Origin of the sequence: Neisseria sicca (genome assembly GCF_014054945.1) — a bacterium.
GTDB classification, from domain to species: domain Bacteria; phylum Pseudomonadota; class Gammaproteobacteria; order Burkholderiales; family Neisseriaceae; genus Neisseria; species Neisseria sicca.
This window is the reverse complement of sequence record NZ_CP059566.1, coordinates 2374530-2393799: the sequence shown is the minus strand read 5'-3', so window position 1 is coordinate 2393799 and position 19270 is coordinate 2374530. Positions and strand designations below refer to the sequence as shown.

General features: G+C 55.0%; 14 protein-coding genes and 1 tRNA gene. 10 read left to right on the top strand and 5 right to left on the bottom strand.

Annotated elements, in window-relative coordinates; translation table 11 throughout:
- Positions 1-127 precede the first annotated feature (127 nt).
- Positions 128-1441, top strand: coding sequence for an NCS2 family permease (locus tag H3L95_RS11405; protein ID WP_003758793.1), 1314 nt, complete (start codon positions 128-130; stop codon positions 1439-1441).
- A 150-nt stretch (positions 1442-1591) separates the two neighbouring features.
- Here the strand turns inward: H3L95_RS11405 and H3L95_RS11400 are convergent, their stop codons facing one another.
- From H3L95_RS11400 to zupT, 3 genes are all read right to left on the bottom strand, one after another.
- Positions 1592-1876 (bottom strand): TM2 domain-containing protein, encoded by a 285-nt coding sequence (locus H3L95_RS11400; protein ID WP_003758795.1) that lies wholly within the window; start codon positions 1874-1876, stop codon positions 1592-1594.
- A gap of 395 nt (positions 1877-2271) precedes the next feature.
- Positions 2272-2553: a TM2 domain-containing protein gene (locus tag H3L95_RS11395; protein ID WP_003758800.1), complete on the bottom strand. Its 282-nt coding sequence runs from the start codon at positions 2551-2553 to the stop codon at positions 2272-2274.
- 304 nt (positions 2554-2857) lie between these two features.
- Positions 2858-3667, bottom strand: coding sequence for a zinc transporter ZupT (gene zupT, locus H3L95_RS11390; protein ID WP_003758802.1), 810 nt, complete (start codon positions 3665-3667; stop codon positions 2858-2860).
- Positions 3668-4004: 337 nt separating this feature from the next.
- Between zupT and H3L95_RS11385 the strand changes: the two genes are divergently transcribed.
- The 3 genes from H3L95_RS11385 (at position 4005) to ruvA (ending at position 6681) form a co-directional block, all read left to right on the top strand.
- Positions 4005-5711, top strand: a complete 1707-nt coding sequence (locus tag H3L95_RS11385; protein ID WP_003758806.1) for a molecular chaperone HscC — start codon at positions 4005-4007, stop codon at positions 5709-5711.
- A 127-nt stretch (positions 5712-5838) separates the two neighbouring features.
- Positions 5839-5914: transfer RNA gene (locus tag H3L95_RS11380), tRNA-Lys, on the top strand.
- A gap of 182 nt (positions 5915-6096) precedes the next feature.
- A complete protein-coding gene (ruvA, locus tag H3L95_RS11375; RefSeq protein ID WP_003758809.1) occupies positions 6097-6681 on the top strand; it encodes a Holliday junction branch migration protein RuvA in 585 nt (194 codons plus the stop codon).
- 102 nt (positions 6682-6783) lie between these two features.
- Here the strand turns inward: ruvA and H3L95_RS11370 are convergent, their stop codons facing one another.
- Positions 6784-7962: a phosphoglycerate kinase gene (locus tag H3L95_RS11370; RefSeq protein ID WP_040668580.1), complete on the bottom strand. Its 1179-nt coding sequence runs from the start codon at positions 7960-7962 to the stop codon at positions 6784-6786.
- Positions 7963-8200: 238 nt separating this feature from the next.
- Between H3L95_RS11370 and H3L95_RS11365 the strand changes: the two genes are divergently transcribed.
- On the top strand, positions 8201-9853 hold the full coding sequence (locus H3L95_RS11365) for an ArnT family glycosyltransferase (RefSeq protein WP_003758814.1): 1653 nt from the start codon (positions 8201-8203) through the stop codon (positions 9851-9853).
- Between the two features lie 186 nt (positions 9854-10039).
- Here H3L95_RS11365 and H3L95_RS11360 read toward each other — a convergent pair whose 3' ends face one another.
- Positions 10040-11023, bottom strand: coding sequence for a porin (locus tag H3L95_RS11360; RefSeq protein ID WP_003758819.1), 984 nt, complete (start codon positions 11021-11023; stop codon positions 10040-10042).
- A 314-nt stretch (positions 11024-11337) separates the two neighbouring features.
- On the opposite strand from H3L95_RS11360, the gene H3L95_RS11355 reads away from it, so the two are divergent.
- From H3L95_RS11355 to H3L95_RS11335, 5 genes are all read left to right on the top strand, one after another.
- On the top strand, positions 11338-12963 hold the full coding sequence (locus tag H3L95_RS11355) for a peptide ABC transporter substrate-binding protein (RefSeq protein WP_040668582.1): 1626 nt from the start codon (positions 11338-11340) through the stop codon (positions 12961-12963).
- A gap of 105 nt (positions 12964-13068) precedes the next feature.
- Positions 13069-14865 (top strand): aminopeptidase P family protein, encoded by a 1797-nt coding sequence (locus H3L95_RS11350; protein ID WP_003758823.1) that lies wholly within the window; start codon positions 13069-13071, stop codon positions 14863-14865.
- 472 nt (positions 14866-15337) lie between these two features.
- Positions 15338-16258 (top strand): oligopeptide ABC transporter permease OppB, encoded by a 921-nt coding sequence (gene oppB, locus H3L95_RS11345; RefSeq protein WP_003758826.1) that lies wholly within the window; start codon positions 15338-15340, stop codon positions 16256-16258.
- A gap of 72 nt (positions 16259-16330) precedes the next feature.
- Positions 16331-17239 (top strand): oligopeptide ABC transporter permease OppC, encoded by a 909-nt coding sequence (gene oppC, locus H3L95_RS11340; RefSeq protein ID WP_003758828.1) that lies wholly within the window; start codon positions 16331-16333, stop codon positions 17237-17239.
- Positions 17240-17261: 22 nt separating this feature from the next.
- Entirely contained in the window at positions 17262-18866 is a 1605-nt protein-coding gene (locus tag H3L95_RS11335; RefSeq protein ID WP_003758832.1) for an ABC transporter ATP-binding protein, read from the top strand.
- Positions 18867-19270: the final 404 nt, after the last annotated feature.

The window sequence follows — 19270 nt, the reverse complement described above, 5'->3', positions numbered from 1 at the left end:
CGCACAGACACAGCGGGAATGGCAACGCATTGCCCAAGTGGAATGTTGACAATTTTTCACCCGACAACAAGGCGTTTTCAGTATAATACCGCCCGCAAATTTTCCTTTTTTTTGAAAAGCATAAATCATGACTACTTCAAATCAAAATGTGCTGGAGCGCATATTCAATTTAAGCGCAAACGGCACGAATGTGCGCACTGAGCTGATGGCAGGTCTGACCACCTTCCTCGCCATGTGTTACATCATCATTGTCAATCCGCTGATTCTCGGCGAAACGGGCATGGATATGGGCGCGGTATTCGTCGCCACCTGTATCGCTTCCGCCATCGGCTGCTTCGTGATGGGCTTCGTCGGCAACTATCCGATTGCGCTCGCTCCGGGCATGGGTTTGAACGCCTACTTTACTTTCGCCGTCGTCAAAGGCATGGGCGTTCCCTGGCAGGTGGCTTTGGGCGCGGTATTCGTTTCCGGCATCATTTTCATTTTATTCAGCTTTTTCAAAGTGCGTGAAATGCTGGTGAACGCGCTGCCTATGGGTTTGAAAATGTCGATTGCCGCCGGTATCGGGCTGTTTTTGTCGCTGATTGCGCTCAAAGGTTCCGGCATTATCGTTGCCAGCGATGCGACTTTGGTGAAACTAGGCGACATCCACCAACCTGCCGCACTCTTGGTATTGGCGGGCTTCGCCATGGTGGTGGCTTTGGGGCATTTCCGCGTCAAAGGGGCGATTATCCTGACCATTCTGGCAATCACAGCCATTTCCACCCCGCTGGGCTTGAGCGATTTTAAAGGCGTGGTCGGCGAAATTCCGAGCATCGCGCCGACTTTCATGCAGATGGATTTCAACGGTCTCTTTAAAATTAGCATGATCAGCGTGATTTTCGTCTTTTTCCTGGTTGATTTGTTTGACTCCACCGGCACGCTGGTCGGCGTTTCCCACCGTGCGGGCCTGCTGGAAGACGGCAAACTGCCTCGTCTGAAACGTGCCCTGTTCGCCGACTCGACCGCGATTGTCGCCGGTGCCGCACTGGGTACGTCTTCAACCACGCCGTATGTCGAAAGCGCGGCGGGCGTGTCCGCAGGCGGCCGCACCGGTCTGACCGCCGTAACCGTCGGCGTATTGATGTTGGCGTGTCTGATTTTCTCGCCGCTGGTGCAGAGCATCCCCGGCTTCGCCACCGCGCCCGCGCTGCTCTACGTCGGTGCACAAATGCTGCGCAGCGCGCGTGAAATCGACTGGGACGACATGACCGAAGCCGCCCCCGCTTTCCTGACCATCGTGTTCATGCCGTTCACCTATTCGATTGCCGACGGCATCGCCTTCGGCTTCATCAGCTACGCCGTGATTAAACTTTTATGCAACCGCATCAAAGACGTGCCGCCTATGGTGTGGATAGTCGCCGTATTGTGGGCGTTGAAATTCTGGTTTATGGGCGGCTGATACCGTTTTCAGGTTAGCCGTTTCATTCCCCGCAATAGCAAAAGGTCGTCTGGAAATTTTCAGACGACCTTTTTTGGTTTTTAAGATGAAATGAATATTTGAAACTTCGCGCTATCGTTCCGCTCAATATTCAAAGACATCAGCCAATGCTTAAAACCACTCTTTCTTGCCGACAACATAAACTTGTTCAAATTCTTCCGGCGTACATTTCAGGTATTTAACGATGTCGATGATACAGAAAACAAAAACAATCATCGGGCCAACGATAATAAACGAACCCAAAATACAAATCAACAGGTAGATGATACCGACTTTGTTTACGCCCAAATAAAATTTATGCACCCCGAAGCAACCTAAAAAGAACGCCAAAACAGAGGCAACAAGTCGTTTGTCATCGGTAATACGAGAGGATTGCAGAGGTGTATTTTCGGACATTTTTTTCTCCAAACGGATAGTCAATATTAAGAAAGTGTTTTTAAGTATAGCAGAATAATGATATTAATTTCACACAGATTTTATTTTTACTGCCCGCCTGAAACGCATCCTGTTTGCCAACTCGACCGCCATCGTCGCCGATGGCGGCATGTCTGATTTTCTCGCCGCCGGTGCAGAGCATCCCCAACTTCGCCACCGCCACCGCCCCCGCGCTGCGTTACGGCGGCTGATGCCGTTTCCAGAGTTGATTCCACAATCGTTTATATTCGTCTCCGCAATAACAAAAAGGTCGTCTGAAAATTTTCAGACGACCTTTTTTTGGTTTTTAAGATGAAATGAATATTTGAAACTTCGCGCTATCGTTCCGCTCAATATTCAAAAGCATCAGCCAATGCTTAAAACCATTCTTTCTTACCGACAACATAAACTCGTTCAAATTCTTCCGGCGTAGATGTCAGGTATTTAAAGACGTCGAAGAGAGATAAAACGATAACAGCTATCAAAGCAGGATAGACAAACATACCCACCACGCCAAGCACCAAATAGATGATACCGGCTTTGTTTAAGCCCAAATAGAATTTATGCGCTCCGAAGCAACCTAAAAAGAACGCCAAAGCTGCGGCGATGATGCGTTTGTTGGTAGTAGGAAGGGATTGCAGAGGTGAATTTTCGGACATTTTTTCTCCAAACGGATAGTCAATATTAAGAAAGTGTTTTTAAGTATAGCAGAATAATGATATTAATTTCACATAGATTCTATTTTTATTGAATAATAAACCTATAAAATTTCGTAAATTTATGTTACAAAAAGCCTAATTTTCAGTTTAAATATGCGATTTCCTATACATTTTTAGCATATTATACTTACTACCTTTATTTATCTTTTCGATTTATCCGCATTTCTTAGCCAATCCGCCCCGCTTAAAGTTTCAGACGACCTCGACACTGCTTTTGACTCTGCCGCGCCTGTCTAGTTCAGATTTAAAAATGAAACAACACCAAACTCAGCGCAATCACCGCCATGCCGGACGTCAACCCGTAAACGGTTTCGTGTCCGTCGGAATAACGCTTGGCGGCGGGCAGCAATTCGTCCAACGCAAGAAACACCATCACGCCAGCAATCACGCCGAACACTGCGCCGAACACGAAAGGCGATAAAAACGGCTTGAGCATGGTGTAGCCCAAAACCGCGCCCAAAGGTTCGGCAAGCCCTGAAGCGAGGCAGGCGAGGACCGTTTTTTTGCGGTTGCGGGTGGCGAAATAAACGGGCGCGGCAATGGAAATGCCTTCGGGAATATTGTGTATCGCAATCGCAAGCGCCAGCGGCATCCCGACGGCGGGATTTTCCAGCGTGGCGAAAAACGTTGCCAAACCTTCGGGAAAGTTGTGCGCGGTAATCGCAAACGCCGCCATCATGCCGACGCGGGCGATGTGGCGGCGTTTGTTTTCCTGAAAGGCGGGGTCGTGCGGGTCGAGCGTTTCATGCGGGTTCGGCACAAGGCGGTCAATCAGCGCAATCGCCACCATGCCTGCCAGAAAAGCCAGCGTCGCGGCGGCGAAGGCTTTGTCTTTGTCGTAAACCTGCCCGAAGGCTTCGCTGGATTTGTTGAAAATCTCCGTCAGCGACACATACACCATCGCCCCGCCCGCGAACGCCAAACCGAATGACAAGACACGCGGGTTGGGCGTTTTGGAAAACATCACCAGCCCGCTGCCCAATACGGTAAACAATCCGGCGGCAAGGGCGATGCTGAAGGCGGTGATGAGGTTGGTTGAGCTGATATCAGGCATCGTCTTAAGTCGTTAACACAATAAAGAAATCAGCCTAACATATTTTCCCTAATTAGAGAATAATTATTATTTTTATTTATATTGACAAGAACAATGTCGGATTAGAAACGTCGGGCAAATACACAACCCATTTTACGATAAAAATCATTCCACCCCTTTTCCCTTCCCCCAAACGGCAACGCAGCCCGCCATCCGCCAGTCTGAAACGCCGCCGGATTTTCCATATAAATGGAAGAAATGTTATGATTTTGCAATCTTCCCTCTTTCAGACGACCCAGTGCGGATGATGTGAAAGGTCGTCTGAAACACATTCAACCCCCTCCGAAACGAGACATTCATGACCCTGCAAATCGGTATCGACTTAGGCACGACCAACAGCCTGATTGCCCAGTTCCACAACGGCGAAACCCGCCTGATTCCCAACCAACACGGCCATTTTCTGACACCGTCGGTGATCAGCGTCGCCGAAGACGGCAGCATCCTGACCGGCATCGCCGCACGCGAACGCCTCTCCACTGCCCCGACGCTGACCGCCTCGGCGTTCAAGCGATTTATGGGAACGGATAAAACTTTCCATTTGGGCAAGCGCACGTTCCGTGCCGAAGAGTTGTCCGCGCTGATTTTGAAAAGCCTGAAAGAAGATGCGGAAGCCTTTTTGGGAGAACCGGTATGCGATGTCGTTCTGACCGTTCCCGCCTATTTCAACGCCATCCAACGTCAGGCAACGAAAAACGCGGCACAGATGGCAGGTTTGAACGTCCTTCGTTTGCTCAACGAACCGACTGCCGCCGGCCTTGCTTACGGTTTGCAGGAAAAACCCGACGACACGCGCTTTTTGATTTACGACTTGGGTGGCGGGACGTTTGACGTATCCGTACTCGATTATTTCGACGGCGTCGTCCAAGTATCCGCCAGCGCGGGCGACAACCATTTGGGCGGCGAAGATTTCGTCAACGTGCTGCGCCAGTGTTTCCTGAAAAAATGCACGACGCTGACGTCGTCTGAAAGCGACAAACTGGCGCAAAACAGCGAATTGTGGCAGGTATTGGAAACCGCCAAACGCAAACTGGGCGAAGAAATGCAGACGGAAATCCGTTTCCATTACGGCGACACGGTTCACTCCGCCGTCATCAGCCGCGAAGAATTCCAAGAAGCCGCCACGCCATTAATGGGCCGCCTGCGCCAACCGCTGGAGCGCGCATTGCGCGATGCCAAGCTGCACCCTTCGCAAATCGACGGCATCATCTTGGTCGGCGGCGCGACACGGATGCCGATGATTCGGCATTCCATTGCCCAACTGTTCCGCCGTATCCCGCTTGTTTCGGTCAATCCCGACGAAGCCATCGCACGCGGCGCGGCGGTGCAGGCGGCGCTGATTGCGCGCAACGAAAGCGTGGAAGAAGTCGTCCTTACCGACGTAATGCCCTTCTCGCTCGGTACGGAAGCCGGCATGGACCTTGGCAACCAATACGTTACCGGACGGTTTATCCCGATTATTGAGCGCAATATGCCCGTTCCCGTTTCGCGCGTCGAAACTTTCATCACTTCCCACGACGGGCAGAAAGTGATTTTGGTCGATGTTTTGCAAGGCGAGTCCATGCTTGCCAAAGAAAACCTGAAACTGGGCGAACTGTCGGTCAACGTCCCGCCCAAGCCGAAAGGTCAGGTATCGATAGACGTCCGCTTCAGCTACGACGTCAACGGGCTTTTGGAAGTCGACATCAGCAACAAAAACCTGAATCTGCACATCAATCAGGTTTTCCGTCAAAACAGCCAAAGCCTGACGCCTGAAGAAATCAAGGCTTCCCTGATCAAACTCGCCGCCTTGAAAATCCATCCGCGCGATCAGCAGCACAATATCTATCTGTTGGAAAAAGCCAAACGCCTGTATGAAGAATTCCTCGGTGACAACCGGCACATCATCGCCGCAGAAGTAGCGCGTTTTGAAGCCGTATTGGAAACGCAGGACCCGATCGTCATCCATAGGGCGCAACAGCAATTTAGCGAATTTTTAAACCGTTTCGACGGCGGCTGGCTGCTGTAAGCGCATCGCTTTTCATCGGACACGCCGAACAATAAAAGATAAAATCCATTGAAAACAAAAAATTATGCAATACTGGCAAAAATAAGTTGACACCTTCCCGACGCATCCATATAATGCACGGCTTATCGGGTCGTTAGCTCAGTCGGTAGAGCAGCGGACTTTTAATCCGTTGGTCGAGCGTTCGAATCGCTCACGACCCACCAAATTTAAAAAGCTGAGTTGAAAAACTCAGCTTTTTTATTATCTTTCAGATACACGCAAAAGCCATACGGAAACGCCGTACCGGTTTAAAACTAACCCGCCAAACAATCAAGGTTATCTGAAACGCCGCAATCATACAAAACCGCGTTTTCAGACGACCCCGCCAACGCCACTCGGAATCCACATGATCAGCAGACTGACCGGCAAGCTTATTGAGAAAAACCCGCCGCAAATCGTCATCGACGTCAACGGCGTCGGCTACGAAGCCGACGTATCCATGCAGACTTTCTACAACCTGCCCGCCTTGGGCGAAACCGTGCAGCTTTACACCCAGCTTGTCGTCCGTGAAGATGCGCATTTGTTGTTCGGCTTCGCGACTGCCGACGAGCGGGCGACGTTCCGCCAGTTGGTCAAAGTCAGCGGCATCGGCGCAAAAACCGCACTGGGCATACTCTCCGCCATGTCCGCCGACGAACTTGCCCGCGCGGTTGCCGACGAAGACATCAAACGCCTGTCCTCCGCCCCGGGCATCGGTAAAAAAACCGCCGAACGCATGGTTTTGGAACTGCGCGGCAAACTGGTTTCCCATGCCGCTGCCGACGGGCTTTTCGCCGCCGCACCCGCCGCCGACGAAACGGACGACATCGTCAACACCCTGATTGCGCTGGGTTACAACGAACGCGAGGCAAAAGCCGCCATCAAAGGCATCCCAAAAGGCACGGAAGTCGGCGAAGGCGTACGCTTGGCTTTGAAAAACCTGTTGAAATAAAACATACCCCGCCTTGCCGTCAAAACGCGGCAACCATACAAAGAGGTCGTCTGAAAACCCCAAAATAGGTTTTCAGACGACCTCTTTTTTACGTCAAACCGCTTACGCGCCGCGTTTTTCCAAAGCGGCTACGGCAGGCAACTCTTTGCCTTCCAAGAATTCGAGGAACGCGCCGCCGCCGGTGGAGATGTAGCCGATTTGGTCGGTAACGCCAAATTTGGCAATCGCCGCCAGCGTATCGCCGCCGCCCGCAATCGAGAACGCTTTGCTTTGGGCGATGGCTTCGGCAAGGGCTTTCGTGCCGCCCGCGAACTGGTCAAACTCGAACACACCGACCGGACCGTTCCACACCACCGTGCCTGCGGCTTTGAGCAGTTCGGCAAGCGCGGCGGCGGATTTCGGGCCGATGTCTAGAATCATGTCGTCTTCGGCAACGTCGGCAATGTCTTTTACAACCGCTTCGGCATCGGCGGCAAAGGCTTTGGCAACGACGACATCGGTCGGCAGCGGAACGGAGCCGCCTTTGGCCGCCATTTTCGCCATGATTTTTTTGGATTCTTCCACCAAATCATGTTCCGCCAGCGATTTGCCGATGGCTTTGCCTTCCGCCAACAGGAAGGTGTTGGCGATGCCGCCGCCGACGATGAGTTGGTCGACTTTGTCCGCCAGAGATTCGAGGATAGTCAGTTTGGTGGACACTTTGCTGCCGGCGACAATTGCCACCATCGGGCGCGCGGGCTGTTTCAGGGCTTTGCCCAAAGCGTCGAGTTCGCCCGCCATCAATACGCCGGCACAGGCAACGGGCGCGGCTTGGGCGACGGCTTCGGTCGAGGCTTGGGCGCGGTGGGCGGTGCCGAATGCGTCGTTGACGAACACGTCGCACAAGGCGGCATAGGCTTTGCCCAGTTCCAAATCGTTTTTCTTCTCGCCTTTGTTGATGCGCACGTTTTGCAGCATGACGACATCGCCCGCGTTCAGGGCAGGTTTGTTTTCACGCCAGTCGTTCAATACTTTCACGTCTTTGCCCAACAGGCCGCCCAAGTGTGCGGCAACGGGCGCAACGTCGTCTTCGGGATGGAACTCGCCTTCGGTCGGGCGGCCCAAGTGGGTCATCACGATAACGGACGCGCCGTTGTCCAGGCAGTATTTGATGGACGCGAGCGAGGCGCGGATACGGGTGTCGTCGCTGATATTGCCGTCTTTGAACGGCACGTTCATATCGGCGCGGATGAGGACGGTTTTGCCCTGCACGTTTTGTTCGGTCAGTTTCAGAAATGCCATGATGTATCCTTTGTGAAGGTTGGAAACGGAAATGGGAATGTTCTCAATTATCCGCGAACGGGGCGCATCGGTAAAGGCGGGATTTGCCTGCACTTGATTTGCGTCAGCGGTAGGGTCGATATGAGGTCGTCTGAAAACGTGGTTTGAATGAAGCAAAAACCCAAATCCTTCCTTTCAGACGACCTCCCGCCGAATCTTTGCTAAACTACACGAGAATACGTTCAACATCCTCAAAGCTATGCTCACTTACACCCCGCCCGATCCGCGACAACCTGCCAAAACCCATGAAAAACCCTGGCTTTTGCTGCTGATGGCATTTGCCTGGCTGTGGCCGGGCGTGTTTTCGCACGACTTGTGGAACCCCGCCGAACCGACCGTCTTTACCGCCGTCGAAGCCTTAGACGCAGGCGCGACGCCGTTGGTCGCCCATGTGTTGGGGCAGCCGGATTTTCAGATTCCGCCCATCTATTTGTGGGTGGCGGCGGCGTTCAAACACCTGTTGTCGCCTTGGGCGGCGGACGCTTATGATGCCGCGCGTTTTGCGGGCGTTTTCTTTACGATTATCGGGCTGACCGCTTGCGGTTTTGCCGGATTCAACTTTTTGGGCAGGCACCACGGGCGCAGCGTCGTCCTCATCCTGATCGGCAGCATCGGGCTGCTCTCGGTCGCGCACTTCCTCAACCCCGCTTCGGTCGCCTTTGCCGCATCGGGCATGATATTGTGCGGCTTTTCGTTGGCGCAACGCCGCGTCATTACCGCCTCCCTGTTGCTGGGCTTCGGCTGGGCGTTGCTGTCGCTTTCATCGGGCTATCTGATGACCGCCGCGCTGATGTTTTTAGCACCCGCCCTGCTGCTCGATGAGAAATGGCGCGTCAAACGCTATTACCTGACGCTGGTCGGCGCGTTCGCCATCGGACTGCCGCTGCTGACGGTTTATCCGCTCATTTTCTCCAGAACGCAGCCCGAACTGTTTTCCGTCTGGCTGCAACACCACTCGCTCGGCGCATTCGGCGGTTTGGGTGGTTTTCAGACGACCTTCAGCCTGTTCTACTACCTGAAAAACCTGCTCTGGTTTACCCTGCCCGCATGGCCGCTCGCCGCATGGACGTTAAGCCGCCCCCGCATACGCGAAAAAAACTGGAGCGTATTGTGCATTTCGTGGTTCCTCATCGTCCTCAGCATACTCGCCGTCAGCCCGCAACGCCTCCAAGACAACCTCGTCTGGCTGCTGCCCCCGCTCGCCCTGCTCGGCGCGGCGCAACTGGACGGACTTCGGCGCGGCGCGGCAGCGTTTATCAACTGGTTCGGCGTTATGGCGTTCGGATTGTTCGCCATTTTCCTGTGGACAGGCTTCTTCGCCATGAACTACGGCTGGCCTGCCAAACTCGCCGAACGCGCCGCCTATTTCAGCCCGTATTACACGCCCGACATCGACCCGATACCGATGGCGGTCTCCCTGCTGTTTACCCCGCTGTGGCTGTGGGCGATTACCCGCAAAAACATCCGCGGCAGACAGGCAGTGACCAACTGGGCGGCAGGCGTTACGCTGGCGTGGGCATTGCTGATGACCCTGTTCCTGCCTTGGCTCGACGCCGCCAAAAGCCACGCGCCCGTCGTCCTCCAAATGGAAGCCGCCCTCTCCCCCGAACTGAAACAACGGCTTTCAGACGACCTCGAATGTATCAGCATCGCCAACGAAGACCACCGCGCCCGCATCGCTTGGGCGCAATACAGCGACTTGACACTCCATATCGACGACGCTGCCTGCCGCTACCTTCTGGTGCAGCAGCCTAAAAATACCGACGCGCCGCCGGGCTGGACGAAAATCTGGCAGGGCGCACGCCCGAGAAACAAAGTGGAAGGCTTCGCCTTGCTGGAGAAAGCGGAATGAATCCGCTAGGGGCGTGAATGGCAAACGTCGTCTGAAAATCGGTTTCAGACGACGTTTTTTCATGAGGGCTTGGATATTCAAAACATCGTTTGCAAGAATGCGTCTGACAGGCGTTTGATAACACAAAGGTCGTCTGAAAACCCATATTTAGATTTTCAGACGACCTTTTATGCTTCAAATCCCATATTATTGCAGGCTGTGTTCCAATGACACGCCTGCCGCCCAGCCGGTTTTGGGGGCTTTGCTTTCTTTAACTACGCCTGAGTTGAACGAGAGGGTCGTGCGTTTGGAGAATTTGTATTCGGTGTTAAACGCGAGCTGTTTGTAGTTCTTGCCGGTATCGGAGCGGCCGTAGGCGACGCCGAGTTTGGGGGTGATGTTGCCCATGGTGTAGCCGGCGGTAACTTGGAAATCGCGGGTGTTGGTATTGGTTTTGGTTTCGTCTTCCCAGTGGAATTTGTCGGCGACATTGCGGGCGTACATCATACCGGCGGCGAGGTAAAGGTTGTCTTTGTCGTAGCCGACTTTCATGGAATGAACCTGTCTGTCTTTGGTATCGTCAGGCGAGCCGTTGCGGGCGTATTCGAGGGCGTAGTGGGCGTTGAAGCCGTTGGTCGGGTGTTTGTAGTGCAAGCCTAATCCCGCCATCCAGTCGCCGTTGCGTTTCCTGTCTTTGTATTTGTTGGCACCGGGCGCGATTTGGACGCGGTAGTTGAAGCCGTTATCAAAGGTTTTGGATTCGTAGTTCAGGGCGATTTCACGGCCGCCGAAACGGGTCATGCGCCCCATGGTTTGGGTGTGGTTGTTGCCGTTGAATGCGTCTTGTTCGCCGGTCAGGTAGTGCATGGGGGTACTGAGCCAGCCGGCGCGGACAGTACCGAAATCGCCGCGCAGACCGATGTAGGAATCGTCCGTACTCCAGCCGTTGTAGTCGAAGGCAACGAATGAATTGACGCCGTAGATGAGCTTGAGGTCTTTGTCGAGTTTTTCACTGCCCATAATCCAGATGCGGCTGTTGTTGTCGGATATATCGGTAGCGGATTGCCCTTTGCCGTTGCGTTCGTGTTCGATAGAAGTAAATATCCGTCCGCCGATTTTGGCTTCGTTATCGGATGCCAATGCGGGGACAGCAAGCGGGACGGCAACCGCAATCATTAATAACTTCTTCATTTTATTCTCCTTTTACTTGATTTTTCTGAGGCTGCGTTTAAACAGGGTTTTATACTATTTGAGGCGTGCAAAAAAATCAATATTTTTGTAATCACTTGTAACTTTTATTTCAAAAAATGTTTTTTACGGCGTTTTTTTGTGTTATCTTGCAAACCGATTTCCAAAACAGGCGGATTTTTTCAAATATCCATAGAGAATAAATCTTTTTATCCGCAAAAAATCAGAATATTTCCCTACCATGTAGTCATATGTAGTTTTTTATTTTTTGCAAAACGCAGGATGGAGGGAGAGATAGCGAGAAGAGGAGAAAAAACGTGCTGCCGAACAAACCTTATTCCATATCGGCTTTATCGCTTGCCATAGTGCTTACGCTGTCGGCGTGTCATCGCGAAGTCAAGCCCGCGCCCGAATTCAAGCGCAGCGAATACAATAAAATCGTCATCAGCAACGCGGTCGAACCGAGTACGCTCGACCCGCAAAAAAGCTCGGATATGGCGGCGGGCGCGATTATCCGTCAGATGATGGACGGCTTGGTCGGTACGGATGCCGAAGGCAAAACCATTCCCGCTTTGGCGTTGAAATGGGAGCCGTCAGACGAAGGGCGCGTTTGGACGTTCCACCTGCGCGATGCAAATTGGAGCAACGGCGACCCGATTACCGCCGAAGATTTCGTTTACAGCTTCCGCCGCCTCGCCGATCCTGCAACCGCCGCGCCTAACAGCAGCTATTTGGAAGACGCGAAAATACAGGGTGCGGCGGAAATCCTGCAAGGCAAGGCGAAGCCGGATACTTTGGGCGTCAAGGCTTTGGACAAGAAAACGCTGCAATTCACGCTCACCGCGCCCGTGCCGTATTTCCCCGATATGCTGATTCAGCAGTTCACCTACCCCGTCCACCGCGCCACGGTCGAAAAATTCGGCGAAAAATGGACGCAGCCGGGCAATTATGTTTCCAGCGGCGCATACATCCTCAAAGAATGGCGTGTCAACAGCCACATCACCATGGATAAAAACCCTACTTATTACGACAGCAAAAAAGTATCCATCCCGCAGGCGGTGTTCCTCGCCATCGGCAAAGAATACGACCGCTACCGTGCCGACGAAGTGGACGTTACCTACGGCATCCCTTCCGACCAGATTAAGATTGCCGAGAAAGAATTTCCCGGACAGGTTCGGCGCGCGACTTTGCTGTGTTCTTGGTTTTTAGAGCCGAACTTGGAATCTGCCGAATTTAAAAATCCCAAAGTCCGCCGCGCGCTCAACCTGCTGACCGACCGCGCCATCATTACCAAGGTTGCTGCACGCGGCGACAAGGAAGCGTTCCAGCTTACTCCGCCGAATATGCAGGGCGGCGGCGAATCTGCCCCCGTGTGGAAGCCGCTCAAGCGCGAAGCGCGTATCGCCGAAGCAGAAAAACTCTTGCGTGAAGCGGGTTATAGCGAAGAGAAACCGTTCGAGTTCCAAATCGTCTATACCACCAGCGAGGCCGCCAAAAAACAAATCACCGCGCTGCAATCCATTTGGAAGGCGACCGTGCCGTTCGTTCGCCCCACGCTGATGAACGAAGAATGGAAAACCTTTTTGGATAAGCGCCTGCAAGGCAATTTCAGCATGGCGTTCGCCGGCTGGTGTTCCGACTACAACGACCCTGCAGGCATGCTCAATATTTTCAAATCCAACAATCCGAACAACGCCTTCCATTACAAGAATCCCGAATTCGACAAGCTGATGAACAGCACGCTCGAAGCGGGCATTTCCGCCGAAGAGCGCGCCCGCCGCTACGTCAGCGCCGAGGCGATGCTGCAACGCGACGACGCCTTTATCCCGCTGTATCACCAAGTCAGCATCAATCTGGTGAAACCCGACATCCAAGGCTACTCCGACCGCGACCCGCTGAAAAACTACACCATCAAAAATTGGTCGTTTGCACCCAAGAAGTGATTTGATAACATAGACACGTTTTTCAGACGACCTCTCTGTACATCAAGTTAATCCGCTATAAAAAGGTCGTCTGAAACCGCGAAACCCTATTGGAGAATCCCGTTCATGAATACCGTATCGAATTACCTGTCCGCATTGCGCGAAGCCATGAAGGCGCAAGGCTTGGACGCACTCGTCATCCCCTCCGCCGACCCCCATCTTTCCGAATACCTGCCCGCACACTGGCAGGCGCGCCGCGAGTTGTCGGGCTTTACCGGCTCGGTCGGCACATTCGTCGTTACCGCCGATGAAGCGGGCGTGTGGGTGGACAGCCGCTATTGGGAACAAGCCACCAAACAGCTTGCAGGCAGCGGCATCGAGCTGCAAAAAAGCGGACAAGTTCCGCCGTATAACGAATGGCTCGCGGCAAACCTGCCCGAGAACGCCGCCGTCGGCATCCCTTCCGATATGGTGTCGCTCACCGGCAAACGCACTTTGGCGCAATCCCTAGCCGCCAAAAACATCCGCATCGAACACCCCGACGACCTGCTTGACCGCGTATGGGGCAGCCGCCCAGCCATCCCTGCCGAAACCGTGTTCATCCACGACCCCGCCTACGTCTCCGAAACCGCCGCCGAGAAACTCGCCCGCGTGCGTGCCGTCATGGCGGAAAAAGGCGCGGATTACCACTTGGTTTCCTCGCTTGACGACATCGCTTGGCTGACCAACCTGCGCGGCAGCGACGTGTCTTTCAATCCCGTTTTCGTGTCCTTCCTGCTTATCGGCAAAGACAACGCCGTCCTGTTTACCGACCAAGGTCGTCTGAACGCCGAAGCCGCCGCCGCGCTGCAAACCGCAGGCATCACGGTCGAACCTTACGCCCAAGTTGCCGACAAACTCGCGCAAATCGGCGGCACGCTGCTTATCGAACCGAACAAAACCGCCGTCAGCACCCTCGTGCGCCTGCCCGAAAGCGTGCGCCTGATCGAAGGCATCAACCCGTCCACCTTCTTCAAATCCGTCAAATCCGAAGCCGACATCGCCCACATCCGCGAAGCGATGGAACAAGACGGCGCGGCGTTGTGCGGCTTCTTCGCCGAGTTTGAAGACATCATCGACAACGGCGGCAGCCTGACCGAAATCGACGTGGACACCATGCTCCACCGCCACCGCAGCGCACGTCCGGGCTTCATCTCATTGAGTTTCGACACCATCGCGGGCTTCAACGCCAATGCCGCCCTGCCGCATTACAGCGCAACGCCCGAAAGCCACAGCACCATCAGCGGCAACGGCCTCCTGCTCATCGACTCCGGCGCGCAATACAAAGGCGGCACGACCGACATCACCCGCGTCGTCCCCGTCGGCACACCGAGTGCCGAACAAAAACGCGACAACACCCTCGTCCTCAAAGCCCATATCGCGCTTGCCGAAGCCGTGTTCCCCGAAAACATCCTCTCGCCGATGATAGACGCCATCTGCCGCAAACCCCTGTGGCAGGCGCAATGCGACTACGGCCACGGCACAGGCCACGGCGTAGGCTATTTCCTGAACGTCCACGAAGGCCCGCAGGTCATCGCCTGCGCCGCCGTTCCCGGTCCGCAGCACGCCATGAAAAAAGGCATGGTGACCTCCATCGAACCCGGACTCTACCGTCCCGGCAAATGGGGCATCCGCATTGAGAACCTCGCCGCCAACCAAGCCGTCGCCAACCCGCAGGAAACCGAGTTCGGCAGCTTCCTCTACTTCGAAACCCTGACCCTCTGCCCCATCGACACCCGCCTGATGGACACCGCCCTCATGACCGACGGCGAAATCGACTGGGTCAACCGCTACCACGCCGAAGTCCGCCGCCGCCTCGAGCCGCTGACCGAAGGCGCGGCAAAAGCATGGCTGATCAAACGCACCGAACCGCTGGCGCGCTGACGGCAAAGGTCGTCTGAAAACGACCGTGGCGCGGGTTCTAATCACGAACCCGCACCAACCCAAAAGGTCGTCTGAAAAACAACCGTAGCGTGGGCTTTGCCCACGAAAAACACCAGCAAAAAGGTCGTCTGAAACCCAAAATCCCGTTTCAGACGACCTCCGAAACAAACCCATAACGCAGGCTGCCACCCGCAACCGCCGCAATAAAAAACCGTCCGAAACCCCATCCAAAGTGTTCAGACAACCATAAAAGCCGTAGCGTGGGCTTTGCCCACGAAAAACATCAGCAAAAAGGTCGTCTGAAACCCAAAATCCCCTTTCAGACAACCATAAAAGCAAAAGCCCGCACACCCCAAAAACCAAGGGCCTGACTACAAAGAAGAGAAAACCACCCCAAGCGTCCGAACCCCATTCAGACGACCTTCCCGTATTCAGGCATATTCCGACCCACCAAGCCCCGAGCAGGTACGATATGCTGAAATTCATCATCCGCCGCATACTTTCCGCCATCCCCACCATGCTGGTACTGATTACCGTCTCATTCTTCATGATGCGGCTCGCACCCGGCAGCCCCTTCACCGGCGACAAAAACGTACCGCCCGCCGTACTGGCCAACATCGAGGCCAAATACCACCTGAACGACCCGATGTACCTGCAATACTTCAACTATCTCAAACAACTCGCCCACGGCGACCTCGGCCCCTCGTTCAAATACAAAGACTACAACGTCAACGAGCTGCTCGCCCAAGCTCTGCCCGTCTCCGTCGAACTGGGCGTGTACGCCTTCATCGTCTCCACCGTTTTGGGCGTACTCATGGGCACCATCGCCGCGCTCAGGCGCAACACATGGGCGGACTACACCATCATGACCGCCGCCATGACCGGCATCGTCGTCCCCAGCTTCGTCAAAGCCCCCATCATGATTTTCATCTTCGCCATCACCCTCAAATGGCTGCCCGCCGGCGGCTGGAATGACGGCTCGTTGACCAGCCTCATCATGCCCGTCGCCGCCCTCTCCATAGGCTATGTCGCAGGCCTCGCCCGCATCACGCGCGGCGCGATGATAGAAGTGTTGAACAGCCCCTACATCCGCACTGCCCGCGCCAAAGGGCTGTCCATGAACAGCATCGTCCTGCGCCACGCCCTGCGTCCCGCCATGCTGCCCATCCTCTCCTATCTCGTTCCCGCCTTCGTCGGCATCATCACCGGCGCCATCGTCATCGAAAGCGTCTTCGGCTTGCCCGGCATCGGACAACTCTTCGTCAACGGCGCGCTCAACCGCGACTACGGCATGATCTTGGGACTGACCATCCTCGTCGGCGTACTGACCATCGTCTTCAACGCCGTACTCGACATCCTCTACGCCCTGATCGACCCCAAAATCCGCTATTAAAAGCAAAAAAGGTCGTCTGAAAACCGGTTTTGCCGTTTTCAGACGACCCCCGAACAAAAAACGGAGAACACCATGCTATTCAACAAGAAAAATTCCCGCGCCATAGCAGACGCAGCCGAACAGGCACAAGTACACGGACGCAGCCTGTGGCAGGACGCGTGGCGGCGTTTCAGCAACAACAAAGCCGCCCTGTGCAGCATCTTCATCCTTGCCGCCATTATCCTCTTCGTTATCGCCGTCCCCTGGGTCAGCGCCTACACCTACGACCACACCGACTGGGACAACATGCAAATCCCGCCTTCCTTCGCCACCCGCCACTACTTCGGCACCGACCTGCTCGGACGCGACCTCTTTACCCGAGCCGCCGCCGGCGGACGCATTTCCCTGCTCATCGGCATCGCAGGCGCACTCGTCGCCGTCGTCATCGGCACGCTCTACGGCGCACTCGCAGGCTTTTTCGGCGGCAAACTCGACTCCGTCATGATGCGCCTGCTCGAAATCCTCAACGCCTTTCCGTTTATGTTTTTCGTCATCCTGTTGACCACCTTCTTCGGACGCAACCTCTTACTCATCTTCGTCGCCATCGGACTCGTCTCATGGCTGGACGTCGCCCGCATCGTCCGCGGCCAAACCCTCAGCCTCAGACACAAAGAATTCGTCGAAGCCGCCCGCATCACAGGCGTATCCCGCCGCCGCATCGTTACCCGCCACATCATCCCCAACGTACTCGGCGTCGTCATGGTTTACGCCTCCCTGCTCGTCCCCGGCATGATCATGTTCGAATCCTTCCTCAGCTTCCTCGGATTGGGCGTACAAGAACCCAAAACCAGTTGGGGTTCCATGCTCCAAGAGGGCGCAGCCTCCATGGAAGCCGCCCCGTGGCAGCTCCTCGTCCCCTGCTTCTTCCTCGTCGCCACCCTCTTCTGCTTCAACTTCATCGGCGACGGCCTGCGCGACGCACTCGACCCCAAAGACCGCTGACACACACCACGAGGACACACCCATGAACACCCCGTTACTCACCGTCGAAAACCTCGACATCCGCTTCCAACTCCACGACAAAACCGTCCACGCCGTGCGCAACATCAGCTTCCAAGTCGCCAAAGGCGAAACCCTCGCCCTCGTCGGCGAATCCGGTTCCGGCAAATCCGTTACCGCCATGTCCCTCATGCGCCTCCTGCCCGAAAACACCACCCGCTACGGACAAGACTCACGCATCACCTTCGACGGCACATCCATCCTCGACGCAGACGAAAAAACCCTCCGCAGCCTGCGCGGCGGACGCATCAGCTTCATCTTCCAAGAGCCCATGACCTCGCTGAACCCCTTCATGAAAATCGGCACCCAGCTCATGGAAGCCCTGCGCGTCCACAACAAAACCATCACCCGCAAAGCCGCCTGCGAACGCATCCTCGACCTCCTCAACCGCGTCGGCATCCGCGAAGCAGAACGTCGTCTGAAACAATACCCCCACGAATTCTCAGGCGGCCAGCTCCAGCGCATCATGATCGCCATGGCGCTGCTCAACGAGCCCGCCCTGCTCATCGCCGACGAACCCACCACCGCCCTCGACGTCACCATCCAGGCAGAAATCCTCGACCTCCTCCACGACCTCCAAAAACAAATGGGCATGGCGATAATCTTCATCACCCACGACCTCGGACTCGCCGAACACTACTCCGAAACCGTCTGCGTCATGAAAGACGGCGAAATCGTCGAGCGCGGCAAAATCAAACAAGTTTTCGCCAACCCCACCCACCCCTACACCGCCCAACTCATCCACTCCGTCCCCAAAGGCATGAAAGAACCCGTAGAAGGCAACCCGCCCGAGCTCATCCGCGCCGACGGCATCAACGTCCACTTCACCCTCAAACACAACTTCTTCGGCAAACCCCTCAAAACCTTCCACGCCGTCAAAAACATCAGCCTCGCCATCCGCCAAGGCGAAACCCTCGGCATCGTCGGCGAATCCGGTTCCGGCAAATCCACACTCGGCAAAGCCATCATGCAAATGCTCCCCTACCAAGGCAGCATACACTTCGACGGCAGCGACCTCGCCGCCCTCAGCCCCGAGCGCGCGCGCCAACTCAAAGCCGAACGCCAAATCGTCTTCCAAGACCCCTACGGCTCACTCTCCCCCCGCCTCACCGTCGGTGAAATCATAGGCGAAGGCCTCACCGTCCACCGCCCCGAAATGACCAAAGCCCAACGCACCGAACTCGTCCTCAAAGTCCTGGACGAAGTCTCCCTGCCCGCCGACGCCCTCAACCGCTACCCGCACGAATTCTCAGGCGGACAACGCCAACGCATCGCCATCGCCCGCGCACTCATCCTGCGGCCCAAGTTCATCCTCCTCGACGAACCCACCTCCGCCCTCGACCGCTCCGTACAAATCAAAGTCGTCGAACTGCTGCGCGGACTCCAAACCAAATACGGACTGACCTACATCTTCATCAGCCACGACCTCTCCGTCGTCCGCGCTGTCAGCGACAACGTCGCCGTCATGCAGCACGGAGAACTCGTCGAATACGGCAGCGCAGACCAAATCTTCCACCACCCGCAGAAAGACTACACCAAACGCCTCATCAACGCCGCCTTCGACCTCTGACCCAAGGTTGCCTGAAACCCAACGTAGCGTGGGCTCCGCCCACGAATCCTGCCAACCTCAGAAGGTCGTCTAAAAACCCAGTGTAGCGTGGGCTTCGCACACGAATCCCACCAACCCCAAAGGTCGTCTGAAACTGAAAAATACAGTTTCAGACGACCTTTTCATGCTCCGAACAACCATTATCCGTGGGCAAAGCCCACGCTACCGCTCCCGCATTGCTAAACCAATTCCAATATTTCAAAAATATAACGAATGCAAACGCCCCCATATCTCCATTCTCCGCTGAAACCACACAACCCGTAGCGTGGGCTTCGCCCACGAACTACACAAATACCAAAAGGTCGTCTGAAAACCCACTTTCAGACGACCTTTCATCCCCCTTCCCTCCCAAACCACCCATACAA

Excerpts from the sequence above, each read along its gene's own strand:
- H3L95_RS11405 (WP_003758793.1), top strand. The coding sequence starts at position 128 with ATGACTACTTCAAATCAAAATGTGCTGGAGCGCATATTCAATTTAAGC.
- H3L95_RS11400 (WP_003758795.1), bottom strand. The coding sequence starts at position 1,876 with ATGTCCGAAAATACACCTCTGCAATCCTCTCGTATTACCGATGACAAA.
- H3L95_RS11395 (WP_003758800.1), bottom strand. The coding sequence starts at position 2,553 with ATGTCCGAAAATTCACCTCTGCAATCCCTTCCTACTACCAACAAACGC.
- zupT (WP_003758802.1), bottom strand. The coding sequence starts at position 3,667 with ATGCCTGATATCAGCTCAACCAACCTCATCACCGCCTTCAGCATCGCC.
- H3L95_RS11385 (WP_003758806.1), top strand. The coding sequence starts at position 4,005 with ATGACCCTGCAAATCGGTATCGACTTAGGCACGACCAACAGCCTGATT.
- ruvA (WP_003758809.1), top strand. The coding sequence starts at position 6,097 with ATGATCAGCAGACTGACCGGCAAGCTTATTGAGAAAAACCCGCCGCAA.
- H3L95_RS11370 (WP_040668580.1), bottom strand. The coding sequence starts at position 7,962 with ATGGCATTTCTGAAACTGACCGAACAAAACGTGCAGGGCAAAACCGTC.
- H3L95_RS11365 (WP_003758814.1), top strand. The coding sequence starts at position 8,201 with ATGCTCACTTACACCCCGCCCGATCCGCGACAACCTGCCAAAACCCAT.
- H3L95_RS11360 (WP_003758819.1), bottom strand. The coding sequence starts at position 11,023 with ATGAAGAAGTTATTAATGATTGCGGTTGCCGTCCCGCTTGCTGTCCCC.
- H3L95_RS11350 (WP_003758823.1), top strand. The coding sequence starts at position 13,069 with ATGAATACCGTATCGAATTACCTGTCCGCATTGCGCGAAGCCATGAAG.
- oppB (WP_003758826.1), top strand. The coding sequence starts at position 15,338 with ATGCTGAAATTCATCATCCGCCGCATACTTTCCGCCATCCCCACCATG.
- oppC (WP_003758828.1), top strand. The coding sequence starts at position 16,331 with ATGCTATTCAACAAGAAAAATTCCCGCGCCATAGCAGACGCAGCCGAA.
- H3L95_RS11335 (WP_003758832.1), top strand. The coding sequence starts at position 17,262 with ATGAACACCCCGTTACTCACCGTCGAAAACCTCGACATCCGCTTCCAA.